The organism is Rhodococcus sp. NyZ502 (assembly GCF_041464245.1).
Classification (GTDB): domain Bacteria; phylum Actinomycetota; class Actinomycetes; order Mycobacteriales; family Mycobacteriaceae; genus Rhodococcus_F; species Rhodococcus_F qingshengii.
In genome coordinates, this window is the sequence record NZ_CP167155.1 from 205,703 (window position 1) to 227,687 (window position 21,985).

Annotated in this window: 21 protein-coding genes and 1 pseudogene; 10 read left to right on the plus strand and 12 right to left on the minus strand. The window is 63.5% G+C overall.

All coding sequences use genetic code 11. The features are described from left to right. Positions 1 to 151: 151 nt before the first annotated feature. The 3 genes from ACBG85_RS01010 to ACBG85_RS01020 are packed head-to-tail and all read left to right on the plus strand — an operon-like array spanning position 152 to position 2,113. Entirely contained in the window at positions 152 to 781 is a 630-nt protein-coding gene (locus ACBG85_RS01010) for a M23 family metallopeptidase (protein ID WP_064113814.1), read from the plus strand. 28 nt (positions 782 to 809) lie between these two features. After that, on the plus strand, positions 810 to 1,169 hold the full coding sequence (locus tag ACBG85_RS01015) for a BlaI/MecI/CopY family transcriptional regulator (RefSeq protein ID WP_063315268.1): 360 nt from the start codon (positions 810 to 812) through the stop codon (positions 1,167 to 1,169). Next, positions 1,166 to 2,113 carry a M56 family metallopeptidase gene (locus ACBG85_RS01020; RefSeq protein ID WP_007736002.1) on the plus strand — a complete coding sequence of 316 codons (948 nt, stop codon included), beginning with the start codon at positions 1,166 to 1,168 and terminating at the stop codon, positions 2,111 to 2,113. The genes ACBG85_RS01015 and ACBG85_RS01020 overlap by 4 nt, the downstream gene beginning before the upstream one ends. On the opposite strand, the gene ACBG85_RS01025 is transcribed toward ACBG85_RS01020, so the two are convergent. Next, complete coding sequence (locus tag ACBG85_RS01025; protein WP_030535837.1) at positions 2,114 to 2,758, minus strand: thioredoxin domain-containing protein; 645 nt, start codon at positions 2,756 to 2,758, stop codon at positions 2,114 to 2,116. Positions 2,759 to 2,917: 159 nt separating this feature from the next. On the opposite strand from ACBG85_RS01025, the pseudogene ACBG85_RS01030 reads away from it, so the two are divergent. After that, positions 2,918 to 3,825 (plus strand): annotated as a pseudogene (locus ACBG85_RS01030) (cytochrome c oxidase assembly protein). 11 nt (positions 3,826 to 3,836) lie between these two features. On the opposite strand, the gene ACBG85_RS01035 reads toward ACBG85_RS01030, so the two are convergent. From ACBG85_RS01035 to ACBG85_RS01055, 5 genes are all read right to left on the minus strand, one after another. Then, positions 3,837 to 4,382, minus strand: a complete 546-nt coding sequence (locus ACBG85_RS01035; protein ID WP_003944176.1) for a ferritin — start codon at positions 4,380 to 4,382, stop codon at positions 3,837 to 3,839. A 37-nt stretch (positions 4,383 to 4,419) separates the two neighbouring features. After that, complete coding sequence (locus ACBG85_RS01040) at positions 4,420 to 4,890, minus strand: hypothetical protein (protein ID WP_007736008.1); 471 nt, start codon at positions 4,888 to 4,890, stop codon at positions 4,420 to 4,422. Between the two features lie 99 nt (positions 4,891 to 4,989). Further along, positions 4,990 to 6,225, minus strand: coding sequence for an LCP family protein (locus tag ACBG85_RS01045; RefSeq protein ID WP_174519508.1), 1,236 nt, complete (start codon positions 6,223 to 6,225; stop codon positions 4,990 to 4,992). Positions 6,226 to 6,373: 148 nt separating this feature from the next. Further along, complete coding sequence (locus tag ACBG85_RS01050) at positions 6,374 to 7,195, minus strand: CPBP family intramembrane glutamic endopeptidase (RefSeq protein WP_372025854.1); 822 nt, start codon at positions 7,193 to 7,195, stop codon at positions 6,374 to 6,376. A gap of 10 nt (positions 7,196 to 7,205) precedes the next feature. After that, positions 7,206 to 7,985, minus strand: a complete 780-nt coding sequence (locus tag ACBG85_RS01055) for a DUF2470 domain-containing protein (RefSeq protein WP_003945406.1) — start codon at positions 7,983 to 7,985, stop codon at positions 7,206 to 7,208. A gap of 139 nt (positions 7,986 to 8,124) precedes the next feature. Between ACBG85_RS01055 and ACBG85_RS01060 the strand changes: the two genes are divergently transcribed. The 3 genes from ACBG85_RS01060 to ACBG85_RS01070 are packed head-to-tail and all read left to right on the plus strand — an operon-like array spanning position 8,125 to position 10,374. After that, entirely contained in the window at positions 8,125 to 8,763 is a 639-nt protein-coding gene (locus ACBG85_RS01060) for a hypothetical protein (protein WP_007736015.1), read from the plus strand. 31 nt (positions 8,764 to 8,794) lie between these two features. Further along, entirely contained in the window at positions 8,795 to 9,709 is a 915-nt protein-coding gene (pheA, locus tag ACBG85_RS01065) for a prephenate dehydratase (protein ID WP_007736017.1), read from the plus strand. Continuing rightward, entirely contained in the window at positions 9,706 to 10,374 is a 669-nt protein-coding gene (locus tag ACBG85_RS01070) for a histidine phosphatase family protein (protein WP_007736019.1), read from the plus strand. The genes pheA and ACBG85_RS01070 overlap by 4 nt, the downstream gene beginning before the upstream one ends. Positions 10,375 to 10,383: 9 nt before the next feature. On the opposite strand, the gene ACBG85_RS01075 is transcribed toward ACBG85_RS01070, so the two are convergent. The 6 genes from ACBG85_RS01075 to ACBG85_RS01100 all read right to left on the minus strand — a co-directional run bounded on the left by ACBG85_RS01075 (position 10,384) and on the right by ACBG85_RS01100 (position 16,553). Beyond that, a complete protein-coding gene (locus ACBG85_RS01075) occupies positions 10,384 to 12,486 on the minus strand; it encodes an acyltransferase family protein (protein WP_372025857.1) in 2,103 nt (700 codons plus the stop codon). A gap of 40 nt (positions 12,487 to 12,526) precedes the next feature. Continuing rightward, positions 12,527 to 13,345: an ESX secretion-associated protein EspG gene (locus ACBG85_RS01080; protein ID WP_003945407.1), complete on the minus strand. Its 819-nt coding sequence runs from the start codon at positions 13,343 to 13,345 to the stop codon at positions 12,527 to 12,529. Further along, positions 13,345 to 14,598, minus strand: coding sequence for a PPE domain-containing protein (locus ACBG85_RS01085; protein ID WP_372025859.1), 1,254 nt, complete (start codon positions 14,596 to 14,598; stop codon positions 13,345 to 13,347). Before ACBG85_RS01085 ends, ACBG85_RS01080 begins: the two co-directional genes overlap by 1 nt. A 60-nt stretch (positions 14,599 to 14,658) precedes the next feature. Beyond that, positions 14,659 to 14,958, minus strand: a complete 300-nt coding sequence (locus tag ACBG85_RS01090; protein ID WP_003945399.1) for a PE family protein — start codon at positions 14,956 to 14,958, stop codon at positions 14,659 to 14,661. Between the two features lie 134 nt (positions 14,959 to 15,092). Further along, positions 15,093 to 15,443, minus strand: coding sequence for a metallopeptidase family protein (locus tag ACBG85_RS01095; protein WP_007736028.1), 351 nt, complete (start codon positions 15,441 to 15,443; stop codon positions 15,093 to 15,095). A gap of 3 nt (positions 15,444 to 15,446) precedes the next feature. Beyond that, complete coding sequence (locus ACBG85_RS01100; RefSeq protein WP_003945397.1) at positions 15,447 to 16,553, minus strand: septum formation family protein; 1,107 nt, start codon at positions 16,551 to 16,553, stop codon at positions 15,447 to 15,449. Between the two features lie 70 nt (positions 16,554 to 16,623). On the opposite strand from ACBG85_RS01100, the gene ACBG85_RS01105 reads away from it, so the two are divergent. The 3 genes from ACBG85_RS01105 to ACBG85_RS01115 all read left to right on the plus strand — a co-directional run bounded on the left by ACBG85_RS01105 (position 16,624) and on the right by ACBG85_RS01115 (position 21,917). Further along, entirely contained in the window at positions 16,624 to 17,019 is a 396-nt protein-coding gene (locus ACBG85_RS01105; RefSeq protein ID WP_003945404.1) for an ankyrin repeat domain-containing protein, read from the plus strand. 65 nt (positions 17,020 to 17,084) lie between these two features. Beyond that, a complete protein-coding gene (gene serS, locus ACBG85_RS01110) occupies positions 17,085 to 18,338 on the plus strand; it encodes a serine--tRNA ligase (protein ID WP_007736032.1) in 1,254 nt (417 codons plus the stop codon). 363 nt (positions 18,339 to 18,701) lie between these two features. Further along, entirely contained in the window at positions 18,702 to 21,917 is a 3,216-nt protein-coding gene (locus tag ACBG85_RS01115; RefSeq protein WP_372025862.1) for a beta strand repeat-containing protein, read from the plus strand. Positions 21,918 to 21,985 lie beyond the last annotated feature (68 nt).

Sequence of the window (21,985 nt, forward strand, 5' to 3'; positions counted from 1 at the left end):
GACACATATGCATATATGCGCAATAGTGCATGTTTTAAAAACTATGCAACATAGTTGTAAGGTGGCGGCGTAGACCTTCATTTGTCATCGACGCGAGGACCGAGAAGTGGGAAGACATCGAAAATCCGAGCCGATCAGACCCGGTGGGCGCATGGCCGCGGTTTCCGTGGCGACGGGTGCAATCCTCGCGTCCGGCACTTCCATCGGGCACGCGTCGCCGCCGTCGGTTGTAGTCGAGGATGCATCTGCGGTGTCGGCGCCGGAGATCCTCGACCTTGTCCGGTCGACGGATCTTGCCGGAATAGCCGAACAACTCGGCAAGACGCGACAGCTCGAATCCGAGCGAGCGGCGCTGGCGTACGAGGCCGAAAAGCCACAGGTGATGGCCCCCGTCAGCGGGACGATGACGTCCAACTTCGGTCCACGGTGGGGAACCACCCACTACGGTCTCGACATCGCGAACGCGATCGGAACGCCCATCGTGTCGGCGACCGACGGTGTGGTGCTCGAATCCGGTCCCGCCGCGGGATTCGGGCTCTGGGTCCGCATCCAGCAGGACGACGGGACCGTCGGCGTCTACGGACACATCAACGAGGCGCTCGTGGTTGCGGGTCAGAAGGTGCGGGCGGGTGAGTTGATCGCGACCGTGGGCAATCGTGGACAATCGACAGGACCACACCTGCACTACGAGGTGTGGCAATCTGACGGACAGAAGACCGATCCGCTCGTGTACCTGAATTCCCGGGGCGTGTCGTTCGGGGAGAAGACCACGGGCGACTGAAGTTCTGTCAAGACGCGATGGAGGAGCAATGCAGGGGCTGGGCGGACTCGAAGCCGAGGTCATGGATGTGCTCTGGCAGTCCGACGACGCGCTCTCGGTCAAGGATCTGGTCGAGATCCTGGGTGAGCGTCGACAACTTGCGTACACCACGATCCTGACCGTCGTGACGCATCTCTTCGACAAGGGCTGGGTGAGTCGTGAGAAGAAGAGTCGCGCCTACTTCTATCGGCCGAGTCGCAGCCGTGAAGAGGCCACATCCAGAGCGCTGCGCGAATTGTTGGACAGCAGTTCCGATTCCGCTGCCGTGCTGTTGCACTTCGCCAAGACCATGACAGATGCCGAGAACGAGGCCCTGCGCCGGGGTCTTTCCGGGGAAGGTGTGCAATGACATTGGCGTTGCCGATGTTTCTCGGTGCGATGCTCGTGGGATTCCTGGTTCCGAGAGTGTTGCGAGCCGTTTCCTCGGCGTTGTCACCGGCGGTGCTGCTCGCGGCGTGGCTCGGCAGCATGGCGTCGGCTCTGTATCTCGCTCTCTCCGCGGTCTTGGTTCTGGTGTGGCCGAGCCACGCGCCGGTCGAGGGGCTGGTCGACGGTATCGCTCGGTGTTTCAGCGCCTTCGCGCACGGCACGAGTTCATGGGTGGGTGAACTGATCACCGGCACAGCCGTTGCTGTGGTGGGTGTGATCGCTGTTCGGATCGTGCTGGCCGGCCGCAAGCAGGCACGTGAGCACGCGAGGGTCCGAGATTTCCATCGTGATGTTCTCTCGATCGTCGCGCGCCGCGACAACTCGGAGTCCGACGTGTTGTGGCTGGATCATCCGCTGCCTATGGCGTACAGCGTCGCCGGAAAGCCTGGATTTGTTGTTGCGACGCAAGGCTTGTCATCCGCTCTCAGTGGAGGCGAGCGGGATGCTGTCCTCGCGCACGAGCGTGCACACCTGAGCGGCGGTCATCACCGAATTGTCGGTGCGTGCGAAGTCTTGGCCGCTGTTCTTCCGCGAGTGCCGTTGTTCGCGGCGGCACCCGCTGCCGTCGGCGCGATCGTCGAACTGTCGGCGGACAGACACGCCGCTCGCGTCACCAGCCCGGCTGCGGTGCGTTCCGCCCTTGCCGTGGTGTCGAAATCGCCGCTTCCTCAGCCGGACTGGAGCTTGAGCGATCGCGGCAGCGCGACCGCGGTGCGATTGAGTTCCCTGGTCGACGGCGACGTGGCGTCGCCTCGGCGACTGACCTGCGCGGTGGCGGCCTGTGTGCCGGCCGCTGTCACGACGGCCGTTGCCGCAGCCGTGACGGTGGCCGTCTCCGCGGGGATCTGCGCTGTTCTGACCTGATCATTCTCCCAAGGCCGAATCGATCTGGGCTTTCAACTGCTCGTAGCTCGGCATCTGGTCCAGCTTCACGTCGTTGAGGAACAGCGTCGGAGTACCTTGGACGCCGAGGCGTCGGCCTTCTTCGAAGTCGCGCTCGACCCGCTCGCGGACGCCGCGGCTGCCGAGGTCGGATTCGAATCGGGCCATGTCAAGTCCGAGATCTTGTGCGTAGGAACGGAACAGCGCCTCCTGTGATTCGGCGGATTCACCCCATTGCGACTGCGTCTCGTACATTCGCTTGTACATCTCGACGAATTTGCCCTGGCGAGATGCGGATTCGACGACCTGCGCCGCGAGAGTGCTGTTGGTGTGACTCGGAATCGGAAAGTATCTGATGCCGAACGTGATTCGATCCTCGTACTCCGCTCTGATCCGCTCCATCGTCGGGTACAGCGCGAGGCAGGCTTCGCATTCGAAGTCGAGGAACTCGACCAGGTTCACCTTGCCGTCGGCGGCCGAGGTCAATCGGTACGCGTCGTCGGTGAGGACGGCGGTGGATTGTGCTGCCCGATCGGCGTTCTCGTTGTCTGCCCGAATCGGATCGACGGTGATGAACGTGATCAGTGCTACCGCGAACACCGCGATCAGGGCGGCGGATATCTTCATGCTTCTGGACACTGCTGTGCACCTGTACCTTCCGTCGAATTCCTAAATACTATCCAACATAGTAGTTAGGTGTAGAGTCGACGGTACCCGCATGGAGACGAAGGAGGACCCGCCGGTGAAGCGTTCGTGAATGACACGCCGCCGCCGTCGATCGGGCAGATGCTGGAGTGGGATACCTCATCCCTCCTGCTTCTTCCTGCCCTGGGAGTTGTTCTTGCACTCTGGTATTGGACTGGCGCTCAGCGAGTTCGCGCGAGTGGGCGACCATGGCCGTGGCATCGGACAGCGTGTTTCCTCGGTGGGTGCCTGCTGCTGATCGCGGTGACCGGACTGAAGGTCGAGAGCTACGGCTACGAACTCTTCAGCGTCTGGATGTTCCAACACCTGACGCTCTCGATGGCGATCCCGCCGCTCTGGGTACTGGGCTCGCCGGGACTGCTGCTACTACGTTCGACGCCGCACCGAGGAATAGGAAAAGGCATTCTCGCGCTTGCCCTCTCGGCATTGCGCAGCCGTCCGGCGCGGTGGATGCTGCACCCCGGGTTCACGATCCCGGTATTCTGTTCAGCTACTACGGGATCTACCTGTCGCCGATCTTCGACACCGTCTCGGCGTTACCGGCTGGACACGTCTTTCTCGAGATCTTCTTTCTCGCCAGCGGTCTGCTCTTCATCATGCCGGTGCTCGCCACCGGCCCACTGCCGGTGCGACAGAGCTACCTCGGCCGGTGTTTCGACCTGTTCGTGGAGATGCCGCTGCACGTGTTCATCGGCGTCGTACTCATGATGGCGACAAAGCCGCTGCTGACCACGTTCGTGGATCCGCCTCCGGAGTGGGGCGTGGACGTGATGCAGGATCAGCAGCTGGCGGGCGCCCTCGCGTGGTCGTACGGAGAGCCCGTCGCGCTGGTGGTGGTCGTGATCTTCGCGATGCGCTGGAACCGCGACGACAAACGGATGAATGCCGACCTGGACCGCCGCGCCGAGATCGACGGCGACAGTGATCTGGAGGCGTACAACAATTTCCTCAGATCACTGAACGCCGCCGAGCGGCCTGAGACTCGGTAGGCCGGTGGCCCTCAGACGCCGCCGCCGGCGGGCGTCGGCGCCATTGCGTCGGCAGCGGCCGGGGTGTTCATCTCGCGTGCGACAAACGTTTCGAGGTGGAACAGGTTGTCGCCGGCGCGGTCGACGATGGTGAGAAGTGTTGTCATGCTTGCCACTTCCTCGACCTGTTCCTTGAGGAACCACTGCATGAACTGCTCGCCCAGGTAGTCGCCGGTATCGCGCGCGGTGCGTGCCAGCTGCGTGATCTGCTCCGTGACCGTCTTCTCCTGCTCGAGTGCCAACTCGACCGGAGCCCGGACACTGTCGAACTTCGTCACGACGTCGTCGATGCCCGGAACGTCCACGTCGAGGTCGTTGTCGAGCAGGTACTGGATCATCATCATCGCGTGACCGCGTTCCTCGGTGGCCTGGCTGTAGAAGCGCGCGGCCATCTGCGGAAGATCGTGTGCATCGAAGTACACCGCTACCGCGATGTACTGCTGCGATGCAGTGAACTCGTTACGGATCTGCTGACGCAGCAGAGTGGTGAATTCGCTCGAGTTCTTCGCCTGTGTCATCCCAACAGGTTACTGGGTCGTCGCCGCTGAGAGGGAGCTACTTCTTGTCGAGCTGATCGATGACGAAGCCGACAGTTTCCGGTCGGTACCCGTAGACGAACGAGTCCTTTTCGCCGACGTACCAATCGCCGCACTGCAAAGAACTGCCCTTCTCGACCCCCGTCGGCCACCACTGTGCGGACAACGATGCGGGACGAGTTTCGACGGTGGGTCGTGCGATGCAGCTGTTGTGATCTATCTCCGCGATGTTCGCAGTCATTCGCAGGATGCGTTCGTTGCCGGTGGTGCGGATGACCTCGTCGATACCCGTTGCGCCGGCGGGAACCCAACTCGGCAGTGTATCGATTCCGTTGGATGCTTGTGCAAAAGAGAAGGTTTCGGTTTTCTTGTACGCCTTGGAGTCGTCGAACTTCTCGAAGGTTCCGGAGCAGGACGTCACGAGTGCAGCAGCTCCGACGGCGGCGGCAACGACGGCGAGAGTGCGGAATCGGCGGTGTGTTGTGTTCATACCTTCACGGTATTTTTCGGCCGCCGATTCCGCGTCCTGCCGGAAAGCGATTTGTTCGCCGGGCTTGTCCTCCCGCGGTACTACCGGAACTCAGGGCGATTACCCCGTGGTGATCAGATCCTGTGGAATCTGCTGATCGTTGGCCAGGGCGTCGAAGAACTGCGAAGCGCGCGCCTTGTCCCACAACAACACGTTGCCCGACCCGTCCACGTCCTCGAAACCGGCGACCGGAACCGTCGTGGTGGTCATTCCGCCGCGAAGCGCCCAGGCGAGTGAGGCCAGATTCCAGATGTGATCGCCTTCGTCGACCTGTAGAGATTTGGCGGTATCGGAGACGAGTGGCCACAACCGGAACGGATTGAGGAACGTGGTCGGACTCGTCGCCTTCGACAGCAACGCCGACATGAACTGGCGCTGGTTGTTCATGCGGTCGAGGTCGGCGAGCGCCGTCGCGCGAGTTCGCACGAACCCGAGTGCGTCCGAACCCTTCAAGTCCTGGCATCCGGCGGGGAGGTTGATCCCGGCCAGCGGATCGTCGATCGGCTGTGCCAGGCACACGTTGACGCCACCGACGGCGTCGACGATGCCGGCGAACCCGCTGAATCCGATCTCGGCGTAGTGGTCGATGCGAAGCCCCGTTGCCTCTTCGACGGTCTGCACCAGCAATGGAGCGCCACCGAAGGCGAAGGCGGCGTTGATCTTGTCGGAGCCGTATCCGGGGATGGGAACGTACGAATCGCGGGGGATGCTGACCATGGTCGTCTTCCCACTTTTGGGGACGTGGACCAGGATGACCGTGTCAGTGCGCTTGGGGCCGGTGTCGCCGCCCGTCGCAAGGGCTTGCTCCTGCTCGGGGGTGAGCCCCTCACGACTGTCGGACCCGACGATCAGCCAGTTCGTGCCCGGAGTATCGGCGACGCGTCCAGCGTAGTCGGGCAGCGCGTCGATTCGATTGAGCGAACTGTCGACGTAGTAGATCGCGCCGGCCAGCGCGAGCAGCAAGACCAACAACGTGATGCCGATACGTCTACCCCAGCTACGACGCTTGCGGGGGCGGCGCTGCTTCGGAGGTTCTGGAGGGCGCGGCGGGGCGTTCGGCGGGGTTCGGCGCGGCGGTGCGGGCGCATACTTCGCCTGGCGCTGCGGATCCTGACGCGGCGGCCCTTGCCTGCGCGGGTCGTCCTGAAACGGTTGCGGGCGTTGGGTCGGCGCCCAGTCCTCACGCCTGGGCTGCTGCGGCGCTTGTGGTGGGACCTGTGACCAGGCCTGATTGGCCGGATTCTGCTGCTGCGGGCGTCCGTCGCGGCGAATGACCGTCGGCCCTTCCGGCGGCATCGGTGGACGCCGCTGCGGGGGTGGGCCCTGACGGGGTGGCATCGGTCCACGCGGGGGCGGCTGGCGCCGCGGAGGTGGCCCTGGCGGCTGGCGCCGCGGAGGGCGCTGAGGATATTCGGAGTCGCCGGTCACCAGTTCACGGTACCGGTCACGGCAGCCAGGAGACGTGATCGCGCAGGAGGGCGTAACCGATGAACGCCACCATGTCGATGAGAGCGTGGGCGATGACCAGCGGCCAGAGTTTCCCGGTGCGCTGCCAGTACCGGCCGAACACGAGCCCCATGATCACGTTTCCGACGCCGCCACCGAATCCCTGATAGAGGTGGTAACTGCCGCGCAGGAGTGACGACGCGAGCAGTGATTTGTTCTCGCTCCAACCCAGCGTTCGGAGGCGAGTGATCAGGTAGGCGACGACCAGCACCTCTTCGGCACCGGAGTTCGCGATCGCGGACAGTACGAGGATCGGCACCCGCCACCAGTGATCGTCGAGCGCACTGGCCTGGACGGTGAGGTTGATGCTCAGGGCCTGAGCCACGAGATAGAACAGCAGACCGGGGAGACCGATCACAGCGGCGAGGCCGAATCCCGGAGCGATGTCGCGCCCGAATCGAGGCTTGGGGGTCAGTCCCGCAGCACGTGGACCGATCCCCGAACGCCACAGTAGATAGAGTCCCAGCGCTGCCCACGCGAGAAGCTTTGCGACGCCCAGCAATTGGCGCGCCAGGTCGATCCAGTCGATGGCGGCCCGCGACGGGTTGAGTGCAACCGTCTGATCCGAGAGCGCAACCGGCGTCGCCAAGGATTCGGCGAGCGAGAGGATCCCGGACAATCCGCTGAGTCCGAAGGTGACCAGCAGGACGATCGTGATCTCGATCCAGACTCCGCGTCTGGCGGCCGGATCGAGGGCCGGGCCGGCCGGGACGGGAGACGGCGGCCGTAACCAGGTGCGGACGGTTTCGCGGGCATTCACCCGCGCAACGCTAGCCGTTTGATGCGCCGCCCGATCGGAGGCCGTTGAGGAAAGGGCACCCGACCAGCATGCGGATGGCGCGGCTCAGCGCGGGAGCGTCGTCGACGGGGTTGGCGAACGGCATCCACACGTCGCGGTCACCGGTGTGATCCTCGACCCGCAGGCGAAGTCCGTAGCGGTCGATGCCGAGTGGGCGAACGCGTCCGGTGCGCATGTACGGGGGAAGCTTGCGCACGAGCAGGTCCACGAGGTCGCGGTGGTCTTCGTCGAGATGCTGCAGCCATGCGGTCTCCATTTCCCAGAAGGGATCGGGGCTGGCGTTCAGCAGTTCGTCCACGGCGACGGGTTCTGCCCCCGTTGAATCAGCGACTACAGCCGAGGCCAGGCTCAAGCGAAGGAGGACCGAGGTGTGGCCGATGTCGAGGAGCCCCGGGTGGGGATGTTCGGATGCGACGTCGTCGGCGAGAACGCGTGCCTCGTAGTCGGGCACGGCGTGCAACGAGCCGCGAAGCCACACGAGGGAGCGCACGGGCTCACGCAGCCGCAGTGGTGCGTGATCGGTGATCTCGAGGACGGCAGGCAGGCCGCCGCCGCCGGAGTTCCAGGCCAGAGCCGCAGCAGCGGAGGCATGTGGGACTGCAACGACGACGTCACCGTTCGAACGCAGGTGATGCACCGACGTGACGGTGGGATCGCTGCCTTCGATGGCGAGAACTGCGTCTTGTGCGCGCACACAGGCGCTGCGGACGCGTTCGGCGGTGGACGGGCCGGTGCTGGTCTTCGTTGCCATGCTGCCCCCTTGGCGGGTGTTCTCTCGAACTCCATCGGATGATGAGGTAACCCTAACCTAAGGTGCTTCGGTGTGAATCGCAAGACTTTTGCGCAACTCGCGTGGAATCCGCCGCCTGCGCCGGGGTTACGGTTTGTCTGTGGCCATTCCTCTCTCACTCGGGCTGCCCGCCCCGAGAAACTCGCGCGGACTCCTCGAAGCACTCTTTCTCCCGGTTGTTCCGGCGTCGGTTCTGATCGGTGGCGAAGCAGCAGGCCGGGTTGTCGTCCGTCTCGATATCGATCCGGAAGAACTGCGTGCGGACACGGAAGCGTCGTACGAGGCCGTCCGTTTCGACGTCGACGTCACCACCGACCAGATCGACGACGCGATCGCGCTGCGCCTGCCCGCTCCGCTCGCTGTGTATGTCGACGGCGGCGAAGAGGATCTGACACCCGCCGAAGCGGCGCTGCGTCTGTGCGAAGGTGGCCGGATCCCCGGACTCGCCGCCGGTCTTACGCCCACCGAAGTGGCTGATTTCCTGGCGGTACTCGCGCACGAGTCCGTCGGTTTCGTAGCCCGCGCGGCCGACGGCGACGAGGTGATCGCCCTGCTGTGTGGCACCGTCGCTGCACTGCGCGGCGACGACGTGCGCGCCGCGATGGTCGATCCGAAGCCGGAAAAACTTGCCGCGCTGATCCCCGAAGCCGCGTCGGCCATGCGTGAGGTGCTGCTCACGATCGAGGTCGCGGATCTGCCTGCAGTGGAAACGGCTTTGCGTGCCGCGGGTTTGCAGTGACCGGCGTGGGTCGGTGCGTAATCTTTTAGGCGTGCCAAGAATCGCGTATTTCGGTCCGTCGGGAACCTTCACGGAGATAGCTCTCGCCCAGTTGGAGGCTGAGGGCGCGTTCGGCGAAACCGTCGAGCGAGTACCGGCAGGCAGTCCGCCGGCGACTCTCGACATGGTTCGCGACGGTTCCGTGGACGGAGCCGTGGTTCCCTTCGAGAACTCGGTGGAAGGCGGCGTAGCTCCGACGCTCGATTCACTCGCTCTCGGTTCGCCGCTGCAGATCGTCGCCGAAACCGATCTGGACGTGAGTTTCTCCATCCTGGTTCGGGCCGGGACCACCGCCGATCAGGTCCGAACGATCGGCGCGTACCCGCATGCGGGCGCGCAGGTCCGCGGTTGGATTGCCGAGAACCTGCCCCAGGCCGAGGTGGTGTTGGCCTCGTCCAACGCCGGTGCGGCCCTGGATGTGCAGGCCGGAACCGTCGACGCCGGTGTGTCCACGGCTTTGGCCGGTCAGATGCTCGGACTCGAGAGCCTGGCGGACAACGTCGCCGATGTAGGCGGCGCCCGCACACGTTTCGTGTTGGTCACCAAGCCGGCCCCGGTTCCGGCGCGGACCGGTGCCGATCGCACCGCGCTGGTGCTTCACCTCGACAACGCTCCCGGCTCCCTGGTGCGTGCACTCTCCGAATTCGCCGCTCGCGGTATCGATCTGACTCGGATCGAATCACGGCCGATGCGAACGGAATTGGGCACGTACCGGTTCTTCGTGGACTGCGTCGGACACGTCGAGGACTCGCTGGTGGCCGAGGCGATGCGTGCGCTGCATCGTAAATCCGGAGTCCGCTTCCTGGGGTCGTGGGCGACAGCGAATTCGACCGGGCCACAACCTCCTTCGGACGAAGAAGCGATTCGGTGGATCGACGAACTCAAGCATGGAGGGGGAGAACGATGACCGGAAGGCTCATCCTCGTTCGGCACGGTCAGACGGAGGCGAATGTCGCCAAACGTCTCGACACCGCACTACCCGGAGCAAAGCTCACGCCGGAAGGGTTGGCACAGGCCGAGACTTTGGGCATCGGCCTGGCTTCGGCGCCGCCGCTGGCACTCGTATCGTCGTTGGCTTTGCGTGCCCGGCAGACAGCAGGTTTCGTGGAGCAGGCCGCCGGTGTCTCTCTGGACGTGCGGGACGGATTGCACGAGGTGCAGGCCGGTGACCTCGAAGATCGTACCGACGAGGCCGCGCACCGACTGTTCATGGAGACGTTCCATCACTGGCACACCGGCAACCTCGGCGCTCGCATCCCCGGTGGTGAAACGGGATACGACGTCCTGGAGCGGTACGTCCCCGTCGTCAATTCGTTGCGCGAAGAATTTCTCGAAGGCTCACGAGACGGCGGCGACATCGTCGTGGTCAGTCATGGTGCGGCGATCCGTCTTGTCGCAGCCCAGCTTGCCGGTGTCCCCGGTCTGTTCGCAGCCAACAACCACTTGGCCAACACCGAGACCGTCGAACTGTTGCCTTCGGTCGACGGCGGTTGGGAGTGCCTGCGCTGGGGAACCGTCAACCCGCCGTTCGAGCACCGACTCATCCCCGGTGCCGACGACGTGATGGGCTGACGGCCGGCTTCACCACCAACCGGTCTGGACGCTCAGTTGGCGCCCGAGTTCAGCGGACAGCGTGCTCACGTAGCTGGCTGTCAGGTGGTGGGAATCGTGATACACCAACACATTTCCCTCCACGACGCGGCACAACTCCGGTCCGCAGACGCCGTCGCTGAGGTCGAGTAGACGGACGTTGGTCAGATCGCCGATCGCCGACGGCGCCGGATTGACGTCGCTGAGCATTTCGGACCGTGGCATCGCGCAGTGATCGGGTGACGTGGTTGTCGCCAGACAGTCGATCGCGCGGTAGGCGACGCCGTCGTGGTGCAACCACGGGGTATCGCGGATGGCGAGCACGTCGATACCGTCGCGCCCCAGTTCCTCCCACACGTGTACGTAAGACTCGGGCGTCACGTCGCCAGGGCCGTCGGAACTCGGCCTGGTTGCCGTCGTGAACACGAAATCGGGTGAGGCGTCGGCCAACTCGGTCAGTACTCCACGCGACCAGTCGACGCAATCCGGATAGTCGTTGTCCGACAACGTCTGCATGTAGTCGATGGTGAGCGGGCAGCCCATCTTCAGATACGTGTCGACGCGGAACCCGTGACTCTTGCCGAGTTCGTCGAGTGCAGTGAGCCAGTGCTCGGAGTGCGAACCACCTGCGAGGGCGATGGTTCTGTCTGCATCGGCGTCGCCGTAGGTGCAGTGGACGACGTCCCGCTCGAGAAAATCGGCGATACAGCCGTCGAGCGTACTGGCCGGAAGGTCCAGTGGCGCATCGAAGATCGAGGGAACCATCGACGCCTTGGGTACTTCGGCACCGTCGGTGAGCGCGAGTGCGCCGGGATGGGTCGGGAGGTCGAGGGTGTCGACTGCCCGCTGGCCCGTCGTCTGGCTGCTCGCGTACGACTGCCAGGCGACTGAAGCGGCGAGGACCACGGCAGCGGTGACGACGCAAGCCAGGACGGTGTACCGGCGCGAGCGGCCTCCACGTTCCACCGGAACCTCGATCAGGCGCCGAAGTGCAAGCGCCCCCGCGACGGAGAGGGCGATGATCAGTGCCCCGCCGAGCAGGCCCGCTTCGGGGCGGCCGGTGATCACGAGTGCAAACACCAGAATCGGCCAGTGAATCAGGTACAGCGCGAATGCGAACGAGCCGAGCCACGTCAGTGCCGGATGGGCGAGCGTCTTCGACGTCCAAGGCGTGTCGTCGCCGACTCCGGACAGGATCAGCGCAAGAGTGGCCAGCACCGGCACCAGCGCCCACGGGCCGGGGAACTGCTGGGCGCCGTCGAGCACTATGCCGCACAACAGGATCGACGAAAGACCCGCCCAGCCGATCGTCGCTCTGACCGAGAACGGCAGGGATGCGATCTGCCGACTGCGTGTGCTGGTCATCAGAACGGCCAGCAGACCACCGAGTGCCAATTCCCACAACCTGGCTCCGGAGTCGTAGTACGCCCAGGCTTGGTGACGTGAAGATTTGGCGAGTGCGTAGAGAAAAGATCCTGCGGTCAGAACCAGAAGGGTGACCGCGAGTGACGGGCGGAAATAGTTGGGATTCACGCGTGAAGCCACATAAGCGATCACGGAGACCAGTGCGATGGCCAGGAGATAGAACTGACCTTGTACGGCCATCGACCACAGGTGCTGCAGGGGAGTGACCGAGCCGTCGGCGGCCAGGTAGTCGCTTGCGGTGCTGGCGAGCTGCCAGTTCTGGAAGAACCCGAGCACCGCGATCAGTTGATCGCCCAGATCGGCCCAGCGTGTGCGTGGCAGCAGCAACGCGGTCCCCAGTGCGGTCAAAATGCTGACCACCGCGATCAGGGGGAACAGCCGCAGAAACACCCGCCGCAGTGCCGGGACCGGGTTGAGTGAACCCCCGGCTTCGGCGCGTCGAACCAGTGAGCCGACGAAGAAGTATCCGGACAGAACCAGGAAGACGTCCACCCCGCCCGATACCCGTCCGAACCACACGTGGAACACGACCACCAAACCGATGGCGAGGCCGCGCAGTCCGTTCAGGTCTTGTCGGTGCGGTGTTGTTGCCCGTTCTTCGTTCGGCCGGTCGATCGTGGCGACCGAGCCTTGTTCGCCCGGTGACGACGGTTGACGCGAGAACTGCATGCTGAAGTAAGGCTCCGGGCGTTGAAGGGACGCCCCGAGGTTACCCGGAAGTCTCCGGCGCCGATTCCTCGAGTTCCGTTACCAGAGCGTTCACGGCTTGTCGGAGGCGATGGGATGTTCCGGAACTGATGGACGTCCATTCGGTGCCGTCGGCGGCCCGAGTGGTCGAACCGACCAGCCGACCCGACAAGGTGTCGTACACAGTCACTGCGCCGGTCATGAGCGTCGTCGCTCCCAAACTGTGTGGTATTCCGACCAATTCGGCGAAGGCGGTGCATGTGACGATTGCGCTACCCAGTTGGCGCGCGTCGTCTTCGGGTATTCCGGCGTTGATCAAGGCCGAGGTTACGCTGCCTGCATCCGGGCCGGCGCCGAATGCCAGGCTGAGCATCTCGGTCGGTGCGTTGATCACGGCAATCGGCATTGCTTCGGCGCTGCCGAGCGCGGTGACAACGGGTGCAGTCGGTTCGGCGGTGACGCTGCGCAATGCGAACGAAGAATCAGTTGAAGTCGCTTCGACACAAAGGAATTCGCCCTGCGCGACGCAGAGGCGTGAAATGCTTCCGCCGACATGCCGACGCAGCGCCAACTCCCACTTGGGGTGGGTCAGGACGCGCAGGCGGGCACTGAGGTCGTGATGGATCTCCCCGCCGGGGAGGAGATCGCGCTCGGAGAGTGAATCTGCCGCGGACTGCATCGCCGTACGGTGAGCGCTCGCACTACCGTGAACCGTCGCGCCACCGAGAACCACGGGAAGCGCATCGAGTCCGAGTCGCTCACGTACATAGTCGATTTCGTCCTGTGACAGGGCGACGACAGGTAAATTCCACCCCTCAGGTGAGGTGCCGAGGTCCACCATCAATGCTCTGCAGTTTCGAGTGCGCCACCGATCACGGACGGGATGACTGTTCGGCCGTCGGCGAAGTGCTCGAAGTGCTTCAGGTAATCGGGTGTGTCGTGCTCGGTCTCGTCTTCAGATTGGGCCGCATGACGGCCGCCGGCGATCGGCGCAGATCCGCCTGCGGTTCGGACCGGATCCACCTTGACGGTATCCGCGGTGCCCTGAACCGGCGAGGTCACGGGGTTCTGGCGTGTGGCGCTCTGGCCGGTGGAGGGATCAGGAAGAGCGTGCCGACCGGTGCTGCTGCTCGACGACGAGCCCGCGATTGCTCCGGCTCCTGTAGTCGCGGAAGCTGCGCTGACCTGTGCCGGTGCCCGGCTTGCCGACGGGGTGCCGAACAGTGATGGTGTGGAAGCGCCGAGTCTTGCGCCGCCGAGTCCCGCGCCGCCCAGTCCGGTGAGTCCTGCTCCTGCCGTCGCGAGAGCTGATGCGGCAGTGGTGGCGCCTGTGACTGCGGTGGTGGTGGCGCTGGCTGCGGTGGCAACTCCACCGGAGATGGCACCGGCCTGTGAGGCAGCGGCGGCAAATACCGGGTTGGAAACTACGGATGCGACAGCAGCGGTGGCGGCGCGCACGGGATCCGCGATTGCGTCAGCGAGCGTGGATGCCGCTTGCACGACGGACTGTCGTGCGGCGCTGCCTGGGCTTTCGGCCGAAGCGGATGCCCCAGCTGTGGGTTCCGCGATGGACGGTGGTGAGTCGAAGTTCTGCTGCACGGCCAGATGGGCCGTTGCGGCGTCGTACGTTTCCATTGTCACCGCCGCTCGAATTTTGAGAGCTTCTTCGGCAGCCTCGGCGGCGGCGGCACCGCCGACCAGGGCACCGCCGATGGAGTACGCGGCGACCTTGGCCGCTTGAACTGCTGCAATCTCGGCCAGGGACGGCATGGCGAGGGTGGCAACCGTGTACGAACCGGACTGCACCTGGGCCTTACCTGCAGTTTCTCCCGCTAGCAACGCGGCAGCAGCAGCCCATTCCTGAAACGGCGCGAACTTGCTCAATGCGGCATCCGCTGCTTCACCGGACCACCCGGTGCGAAGATCCGCCATCACGCGAGAGATGGACGCAGCGGTGTCGGTCAGTCCGGACGACACGGTGGACCAGGCTCCGGCCGCCACGCCGAGAGGGACCGGCCCGGCTCCGGCGACCAGTGCTGCGGAGTTGGGTGCTGCGCCCCGTGGATACCAGATGACGCCGGTGATGCCGACCATTGTTCTTCCCCCCAGGAAGTGTGACTGTGTTGCCGAGTTACCGAGCTCGATTTCTGTCGATCAGATCGGTGCGGCTGCCAGGCTGGACTTGGTGAGCTGGTCTTCGAGCTCGTAGGCAGCTGCATTCTTGCGCAGAGCTGCCGCAGCCGCGGTGAGCTCCTCGATTGCCCGATCGGTGGACGAGGCAAGGCTGCCCGAGATGGTGTTGAAGTAATTTGCCGCGCTACCGGACACTTCTTCGGATCCCGCTGGGAGAACGCGTAGCGTCGGCTGCGCAGTAGAGACGATTCCGCGCAATCGCGTCGCCGCGGACTCGAGTTCCATTGCGGCGGCAACTAGGGCTTGAGGGTCGACGTGCATAGTGCCGAACTCCTTCCTGACCAGGGCGGATAAGTGGTCGGGAGGCCGTGCGCACAGCCGTCGATATCCCCCCGCACATACTTTGATGCATACCGCCCGCTTTTGGTTCCCCCCGAAATCGGACGACTTTGCCCTCAGCCCCAGCCGAGTTCGTGCAATCTGTCTTCTTCGATGCCGAAGTAGTGCGCGATCTCGTGGATGACGGTCACGGCAACCTCGTGAACAACCTCGTCCTCGGATGCGCAGATGTCGAGTATCGAATCGCGGAAAATAGTGACCGTGTCCGGCAGGTACCCACCGTAATGAGAATCCCGCTCGGTCAGAGCGACGCCCTGATACAAACCGAGCAGCCCCGGTTCTTCTTCGTCACGTGCTTCGACAAGCACCACGACATTGTCGATTGCCTTGGCAAGTTCGGGCGGAATCAGATCGAGCGCCTCGCCGACCAGTTCCTCGAACCGGTCGGGCGTCATAGTTACCGTCATGGCTTACGACGGCGGAGCTGCGCCGGGCAACGGCGTCGGCAACGACCGACCTTCCGGTGCAGCGGGTGGCGGGACCGGAGCGGCGCCGTTGATCAGGATGTCGCCCTTGGCGCTTCCGGTGATCGCGGCAAACCCGCCGGTTTCGACCTCTTTGCCGATCGAACAATTGACTCGGCGGCTGCCGGCCAACCAGCTTTCCAGTGAAATGTTGTCCCAGAACAGTGTCAGCGTCTTGTCGCGAAGCGCGTCTGCGGAACCAAGATACTCGTTGGACGCCTGAGTGCAGACGCCCTCGAGGTAGCGGTCCTGATCTTCGACCGACGGCATTGCGCCCGGGAATTGAGTGCCGAGGTCTATCACCGAAATAACCTCGTATGCATGCGGTTTCGCGCAATCGACCGGATCGGTCGGGAGGTTCTGGTTGATGCCGATGCACGTGCCGACGTCCCACACGTTCGACTGGTCCTGGTCCGCCACGCGGCCCACGAACGGTTGTAGTTCTCCGGTCGTGGTCGAGAACTGCAAGCCGCAACGCAGTGCGCGCTCACCCGAAGCCCAACCCGATTCGCTCGGGAACATCAGGCCGACGCTGAACTTGCCCTTGGGATCGAACTTCGAATCGAGGTAGGACATGACGATGGGTGTGCAGTGCTCGTCGCGTAGTTCGGCGAACCGAAGGGCGCCCGGGTACCGGGAACCGGGGCCGAACTCGGCGCCGGGGAACACCGAGAGGTCGAGTGGTCCGGCAACCTCGAAGCGGTGTTCAGTTCCGCACTGTACCTTTGACATGTCCGTGCGGTCCCCGCCCGACTCGGTCGCAGGTGTCCAGTTGAGGCAGTCGCCGGCCGCAGCCGCGGTGAAGGCGTCGTCACGAGTAGATCCCGTCGCTGCGGGACCGCCACCACTGACACTGACCGAGGACGAGTCGTCCTTGTTCAATCCACCGGAAATCGCGATCGTTGCGATCGCGGCGACCACCGCACCTACCGCCACGGCAGCCAGGACCCGACGGGTGCGACTCGCGGAGACAGTTTTCTTCGCCGGCGTCCCCTGGGGATCTGCCGGATCTGGCGACTTCTCGATCTTGTCTTCGGACATCGATTCCATCATGCCTGTTGCCGTGGCGATATCGAACCTTCACTACAAAACTCACAATCGCGTCTGTGAGTATTTTGTAGTCATGAGCGAAAACACCCCACTCGATCCCGAGGCTGTCGAGCTGGCGGGCCGGCTCTTCGACATGGCACGAACCGGTGACGCAGCCGGGCTGGCGTCGTACGTCGATGCCGGAGTTCCCGTCAATCTGACCAACGAGAGTGGCGACACGCTCGTCATGTTGGCGGCGTACCACGGTCACGCTGACGCCGTCGTTGCCCTGATCGAGCGCGGTGCCGACGTCAACCGACCCAACGACAAGAACCAGACGCCCCTTGCCGGGGCGGTCTTCAAGGGCGAGGATGCGGTGGTGAAAGCGCTGGTGAGCGGGGGAGCCGACCCGAAAGGTGGACACCCGACGGCGGTCGACGCGGCTCGGATGTTCGGACGCGAGGACTACCTGAGTCTGCTCGAATCGTGATCTCTCCCTCTCCGACGTGGACGTGACCGTCGGAGAGCTGCAGTGAGTGGGTAAAGTTCGAAGTCGTGATTGACCTCAAGTTTCTCCGTGAGAACCCCGAAATCGTCCGCGAGTCGCAGCGCACCCGTGGAGAAGATCCAGGACTGGTCGACGCTCTGCTCGAAGCCGACGCGTCCCGACGCGCTGCCGTTCTGACCGGAGACAACCTCCGTGCAGAGCAGAAGGCCTTCGGCAAGAAGGTCGGACAGGCATCTCCGGAGGAGCGTCCCGCACTGCTCGAAGGTTCCAAGGAACTGGCGGCAAAGGTCAAGGAAGCCGAGGCCGCGCAGCACGAGGCGCAGGCCGCGCTCGACGCCGCACACCGCGCGATTTCCAACGTCGTACAAGAAGGTGCGCCGGCGGGCGGTGAGGACGACTACATCGTTCTCGAACACGTCGGTGAGATTCCGAAGTTCGACTTCGAGCCGAAGGATCACCTCGAGCTGGGCGAGTCGCTCGGCCTGATCGACATGGAACGCGGCGCCAAGGTTTCGGGTTCGCGCTTCTACTTCATGACCGGCTACGGGGCCATGCTCCAGCTCGGACTGCTGCAGTTGGCTGCGCAGAAGGCGATCGCCAACGGATTCACGATGATGATTCCGCCGGTGCTCGTACGTCCGGAAATCATGGCGGGTACCGGCTTCCTCGGTGCTCACTCGGACGAGATCTACCACTTGCAAGATGACGACCTGTACCTCGTCGGAACTTCCGAGGTACCCATGGCCGGCTACCACTCGGGCGAGATCCTCGAACTGAACGAAGGCCCGAAGCGCTACGCCGGTTGGTCGTCGTGCTTCCGCCGCGAGGCCGGAAGCTACGGCAAGGACACCCGCGGCATCATCCGTGTTCATCAGTTCGACAAGGTCGAGATGTTCACGTACTGCCGTCCCGAGGACGCCGACGCCGAACACCAGCGTCTCCTAGGGTGGGAGCGAGACATGTTGGCGGCCATCGACGTTCCGTACCGCGTGATCGACGTCGCCGGCGGAGACCTCGGTTCTTCGGCTGCGCGTAAGTTCGACTGCGAGGCATGGGTCCCGACGCAGGGCACTTACCGCGAGCTGACATCGACGTCCAACTGCACGACGTTCCAGGCCCGCCGCCTCGGAGTTCGGTACCGCGACGAGAACGGCAAGCCGCAGACGGCCGCCACTCTCAACGGCACCTTGGCTACGACGCGCTGGATCGTGTCGATTCTCGAGAACCATCAGCAGGCCGACGGCTCGGTGCGAGTGCCCGAGGCATTGGTGCCGTTTGTCGGCACGGATGTGCTTCGCTGACACGCTGAACCAACACAATCAGGGCCGCGACGGACTCCGTCGCGGCCCTTTTCGTACTTTCGTACTGGTAGGTTTGGAACTTTTTCTGAACTGACGAAATATCAACTTTTTCCCGCCGATTGGCGCGGTGACCACCAAAAGCGTTGTCGATGGGCCGCTTTGGCGATAGTTTTGCGTTCAATCGAGTTTCCATACCCTGCTTTTCCATCCCGCGTCTGGTGATACGAGGGTGAGTCCGGGGTGAATTGGACAAGTGTCTTGCCAAAAGTAGTACACGTACTAGTTTTTTCGTTATGTTGTGACGGCGCGCACACGTTTTGTCCGAATCCACTGCTGATGTTTGCCCTTCCGAAGGAAGTGCCCATGCCCCAAATCTCTCAGTTGCGGCGATTCGCCGTGCCCATAACCGGAACCGCCATGGTCGCCGGAATGCTGCTGGTCGGCACGCCCGCGTCAGCTGCTATCTCGACCACCGGTTTCAAAACAGCGTGCGTTGCCGGATCGATTATCGGAGACGTCCACAAGGTCACCGACAACCTCATCACGGTCGACGCCCCGGCTTCTGTCCAGCCCGGCGAGACTTTCACCTACCGAATTCAGCCGAGCGGAACGTCATATCCGGACAAGGACTCCGGAGCGACTACTACGAACTTGTCACGTCTGAAAATCGACTATGCCATCCCGAGCAATGCGACGTACGTTTCCGCTACCGTCGTCGCAGGTACCTCCATCGGACTCGACAATGTCGCACCGAATGTTCTCAGAGTCAACGATTCTGGCAATGTCGACGGCAGCGGCGGGATCCTGCGGTTGTCAGGAAACAACCAGGTGATCGGCAACAGTCCGACGACGAGCACGAACTCGGAGGGTGGAATTCGAGTACCGAAGTCCAAGAAGAACCTCGATGGCTCGACAAACGGCAACGGAGACACGTGGTTCCGACTTCCCGCAGTCGACGTAACAATGGTCGCTGGTGCGACGGGAGTGATCCAGCCGAAGGTGAGGACCGCGGGTGCGGCCGGCAACCTCGGTGCCAGCGAAAACTTCAGCACTCAGCTCGCAAAGGCGAGTTTCCTTGGTACACAGTGGGCTCCGACCCGGTGCTCGCCTCGCGAGAACAAGGACACCACGCCTCTCAACGCTGGTGCAGGTCCACTCGCGACGATCAGCATTGCTTCGGCTCCGGTGGATGTCGAGACCACGACGTCACTCTCGGTTCCGGCTACGGCAATCACGGGTACGGCGGTTGATCTGACGGCCACCGTGGCTCCGAACAACGCTGTCGGCACGGTGCAGTTCAAGTCGAACGGCACGGCGATCGGCACTCCGGTCACGGTGACTGGCGGTGTTGCGACATTGAGCCATGCGTTCGATGCTGCTGGTGCACAAAGTGTTACGGCTGACTTCACCGCTGGTGCAGGTTTTGTCAGTTCGTCGGCATCGGCTCAGACGGTGACCGTTTCTGATCCGGCTCCGGTGGATGTGGTGACGACGACGTCACTCTCGGTTCCGGCGACGGCAATCACGGGTACGGCGGTTGATCTGACGGCCACCGTGGCTCCGAACAACGCTGTCGGCACGGTGCAGTTCAAGTCGAACGGCACGGCGATCGGCACTCCGGTCACGGTGACTGGCGGTGTTGCGACATTGAGCCATGCGTTCGATGCTGCTGGTGCACAAAGTGTTACCGCTGACTTCACCGCTGGTGCAGGTTTTGTCAGTTCGTCGGCATCGGCTCAGACGGTGACCGTTTCTGATCCGGCTCCGGTGGATGTGGAGACCACGACGTCACTCTCGGTTCCGGCGACGGCGATCACGGGTACGGCTGTTGATCTGACCGCTACCGTGGCTCCGAATACTGCTGTCGGTACGGTGCAGTTCAAGTCGAACGGCACGGTGATCGGTTCGCCGGTCACGGTTTCCGGTGGAACCGCGACGCTGTCGCACGCGTTCGATACTGCTGGTGCACAAAGTGTTACCGCTGACTTCACCGCTGGTGCAGGTTTTGTCAGTTCGTCGGCATCGGCTCAGACGGTGACCGTTTCTGATCCGGCTCCGGTGGATGTCGAGACCACGACGTCGTTGTCGGTTCCGGCGACGGCGATCACGGGTGCGGCGGTTGATCTGACGGCGACGGTTGCTCCGAACAATGCTGTCGGTACGGTGCAGTTCAAGTCGAACGGCACGGCAATCGGCTCCCCGGTCACGGTGACTGGTGGTGTTGCGACGCTTTCGCACGCGTTCGATGTTGCTGGTGCGCAGAGTGTTACGGCCGACTTCACCGCTGGAGCTGGGTTTGTCAGCTCGTCGGCGCCTGCTCAGACGGTGACGGTGTCCGATCCGGCTCCGGTGGATGTGGAGACGACGACGTCGTTGTCGGTTCCGGCGACTGCCGTCACGGGTGCGGCGGTTGATCTGACGGCGACGGTTGCTCCGAACAATGCTGTCGGTACGGTGCAGTTCAAGTCGAACGGCACTGCAATCGGTTCCCCGGTCACGGTGACTGGTGGTGTTGCGACGCTCTCGCATTCGTTCGATGTTGCTGGTGCTCAGAGTGTTACGGCTGACTTCACTGCTGGTGCAGGGTTTGTGAGTTCCTCGGCGCCTGCTCAGACGGTGACCGTTTCTGATCCGGCTCCGGTGGATGTCGAGACCACGACGTCGCTCTCGGTTCCGGCGACGGCAATCACGGGTACGGCGGTTGATCTGACCGCTACCGTGGCTCCGAATACTGCTGTCGGTACGGTGCAGTTCAAGTCGAACGGCACGGCCATTGGTTCACCGGTGACAGTCACGTCGGGTGTTGCGACGCTCTCGCATTCGTTCGATGTTGCTGGTGCACAAAGTGTTACCGCTGACTTCACCGCTGGTGCTGGGTTTGTGAGTTCGTCGGCGCCTGCTCAGACGGTGACCGTTTCTGATCCGGCTCCGGTCGACAAGGCGACAAAGACGGTGCTGAGTGTTCAGGGTGAAGCCAAGGTCGGACTGCCTGTTGATCTCTTCGCGACAGTGTCCGAAGATCCCTCGGACGCCCTGGTGCCTTCCGGCGGAACGGTCCAGTTCAAGATCGGTGGAGTCGATCTGGGCGCCCCGGTCGCGGTTGTTGACGGAGTTGCCAAGCTCCCGCACGTCTTCGGAGCAGAAGGCACCTTTGCAGTCTCGGCTGTATTCAGTGGATCCGGTGTGTTCACGTCGTCCACTGCGGAGTCTGTCGACGTCAATGTCACGGTTCCGACCCCGTCGGATGTCGAAAGCTCTACGTCGTTGACGGCTCCGTCCTCGGCAAAGGTCGGCACGGCGGTGCAGCTGAAGGCTGTGGTCAGTTCTTCCGGCGCGACGTCGGGAACCGTCCAGTTCTTCGACGGAACGACTCCGATCGGAACTGCCGTTGATGTTGTCGGTGGGCAGGCCGTGCTGAGCCACACCTTCACCACGACCGGCAACCATTCGATCACCGCGGTCTACAGCGGAGCCCAGGGCGTCACGGGTTCCACGTCGACTGCATCGGTTGTGAACGTCGGTAACGGGGGTGGTGGCTCCGGTTCGCTCGGTTCGCTGTCGCTGCCGTTCGGTTCATGATTCTCCGATGATGTGATGCCCCCTTGCGCCCATAGGTGCAAGGGGGCATTGCTCTTCGGGAATCGCGG

Bases quoted from the DNA above. Each gene is read 5' to 3' on its own strand.
- ACBG85_RS01010 (WP_064113814.1), top strand. From the start codon at position 152: ATGGCCGCGGTTTCCGTGGCGACGGGTGCAATCCTCGCGTCCGGCACT.
- ACBG85_RS01015 (WP_063315268.1), top strand. From the start codon at position 810: ATGCAGGGGCTGGGCGGACTCGAAGCCGAGGTCATGGATGTGCTCTGG.
- ACBG85_RS01020 (WP_007736002.1), top strand. From the start codon at position 1,166: ATGACATTGGCGTTGCCGATGTTTCTCGGTGCGATGCTCGTGGGATTC.
- ACBG85_RS01025 (WP_030535837.1), bottom strand. From the start codon at position 2,758: ATGAAGATATCCGCCGCCCTGATCGCGGTGTTCGCGGTAGCACTGATC.
- ACBG85_RS01035 (WP_003944176.1), bottom strand. From the start codon at position 4,382: ATGACACAGGCGAAGAACTCGAGCGAATTCACCACTCTGCTGCGTCAG.
- ACBG85_RS01040 (WP_007736008.1), bottom strand. From the start codon at position 4,890: ATGAACACAACACACCGCCGATTCCGCACTCTCGCCGTCGTTGCCGCC.
- ACBG85_RS01045 (WP_174519508.1), bottom strand. From the start codon at position 6,225: ATGCCGCCGGAAGGGCCGACGGTCATTCGCCGCGACGGACGCCCGCAG.
- ACBG85_RS01055 (WP_003945406.1), bottom strand. From the start codon at position 7,985: ATGGCAACGAAGACCAGCACCGGCCCGTCCACCGCCGAACGCGTCCGC.
- ACBG85_RS01070 (WP_007736019.1), top strand. From the start codon at position 9,706: ATGACCGGAAGGCTCATCCTCGTTCGGCACGGTCAGACGGAGGCGAAT.
- ACBG85_RS01075 (WP_372025857.1), bottom strand. From the start codon at position 12,486: ATGCAGTTCTCGCGTCAACCGTCGTCACCGGGCGAACAAGGCTCGGTC.
- ACBG85_RS01080 (WP_003945407.1), bottom strand. From the start codon at position 13,345: ATGGTGGACCTCGGCACCTCACCTGAGGGGTGGAATTTACCTGTCGTC.
- ACBG85_RS01085 (WP_372025859.1), bottom strand. From the start codon at position 14,598: ATGGTCGGCATCACCGGCGTCATCTGGTATCCACGGGGCGCAGCACCC.
- ACBG85_RS01090 (WP_003945399.1), bottom strand. From the start codon at position 14,958: ATGCACGTCGACCCTCAAGCCCTAGTTGCCGCCGCAATGGAACTCGAG.
- ACBG85_RS01095 (WP_007736028.1), bottom strand. From the start codon at position 15,443: ATGACGGTAACTATGACGCCCGACCGGTTCGAGGAACTGGTCGGCGAG.
- ACBG85_RS01100 (WP_003945397.1), bottom strand. From the start codon at position 16,553: ATGATGGAATCGATGTCCGAAGACAAGATCGAGAAGTCGCCAGATCCG.
- ACBG85_RS01105 (WP_003945404.1), top strand. From the start codon at position 16,624: ATGAGCGAAAACACCCCACTCGATCCCGAGGCTGTCGAGCTGGCGGGC.
- ACBG85_RS01115 (WP_372025862.1), top strand. From the start codon at position 18,702: ATGCCCCAAATCTCTCAGTTGCGGCGATTCGCCGTGCCCATAACCGGA.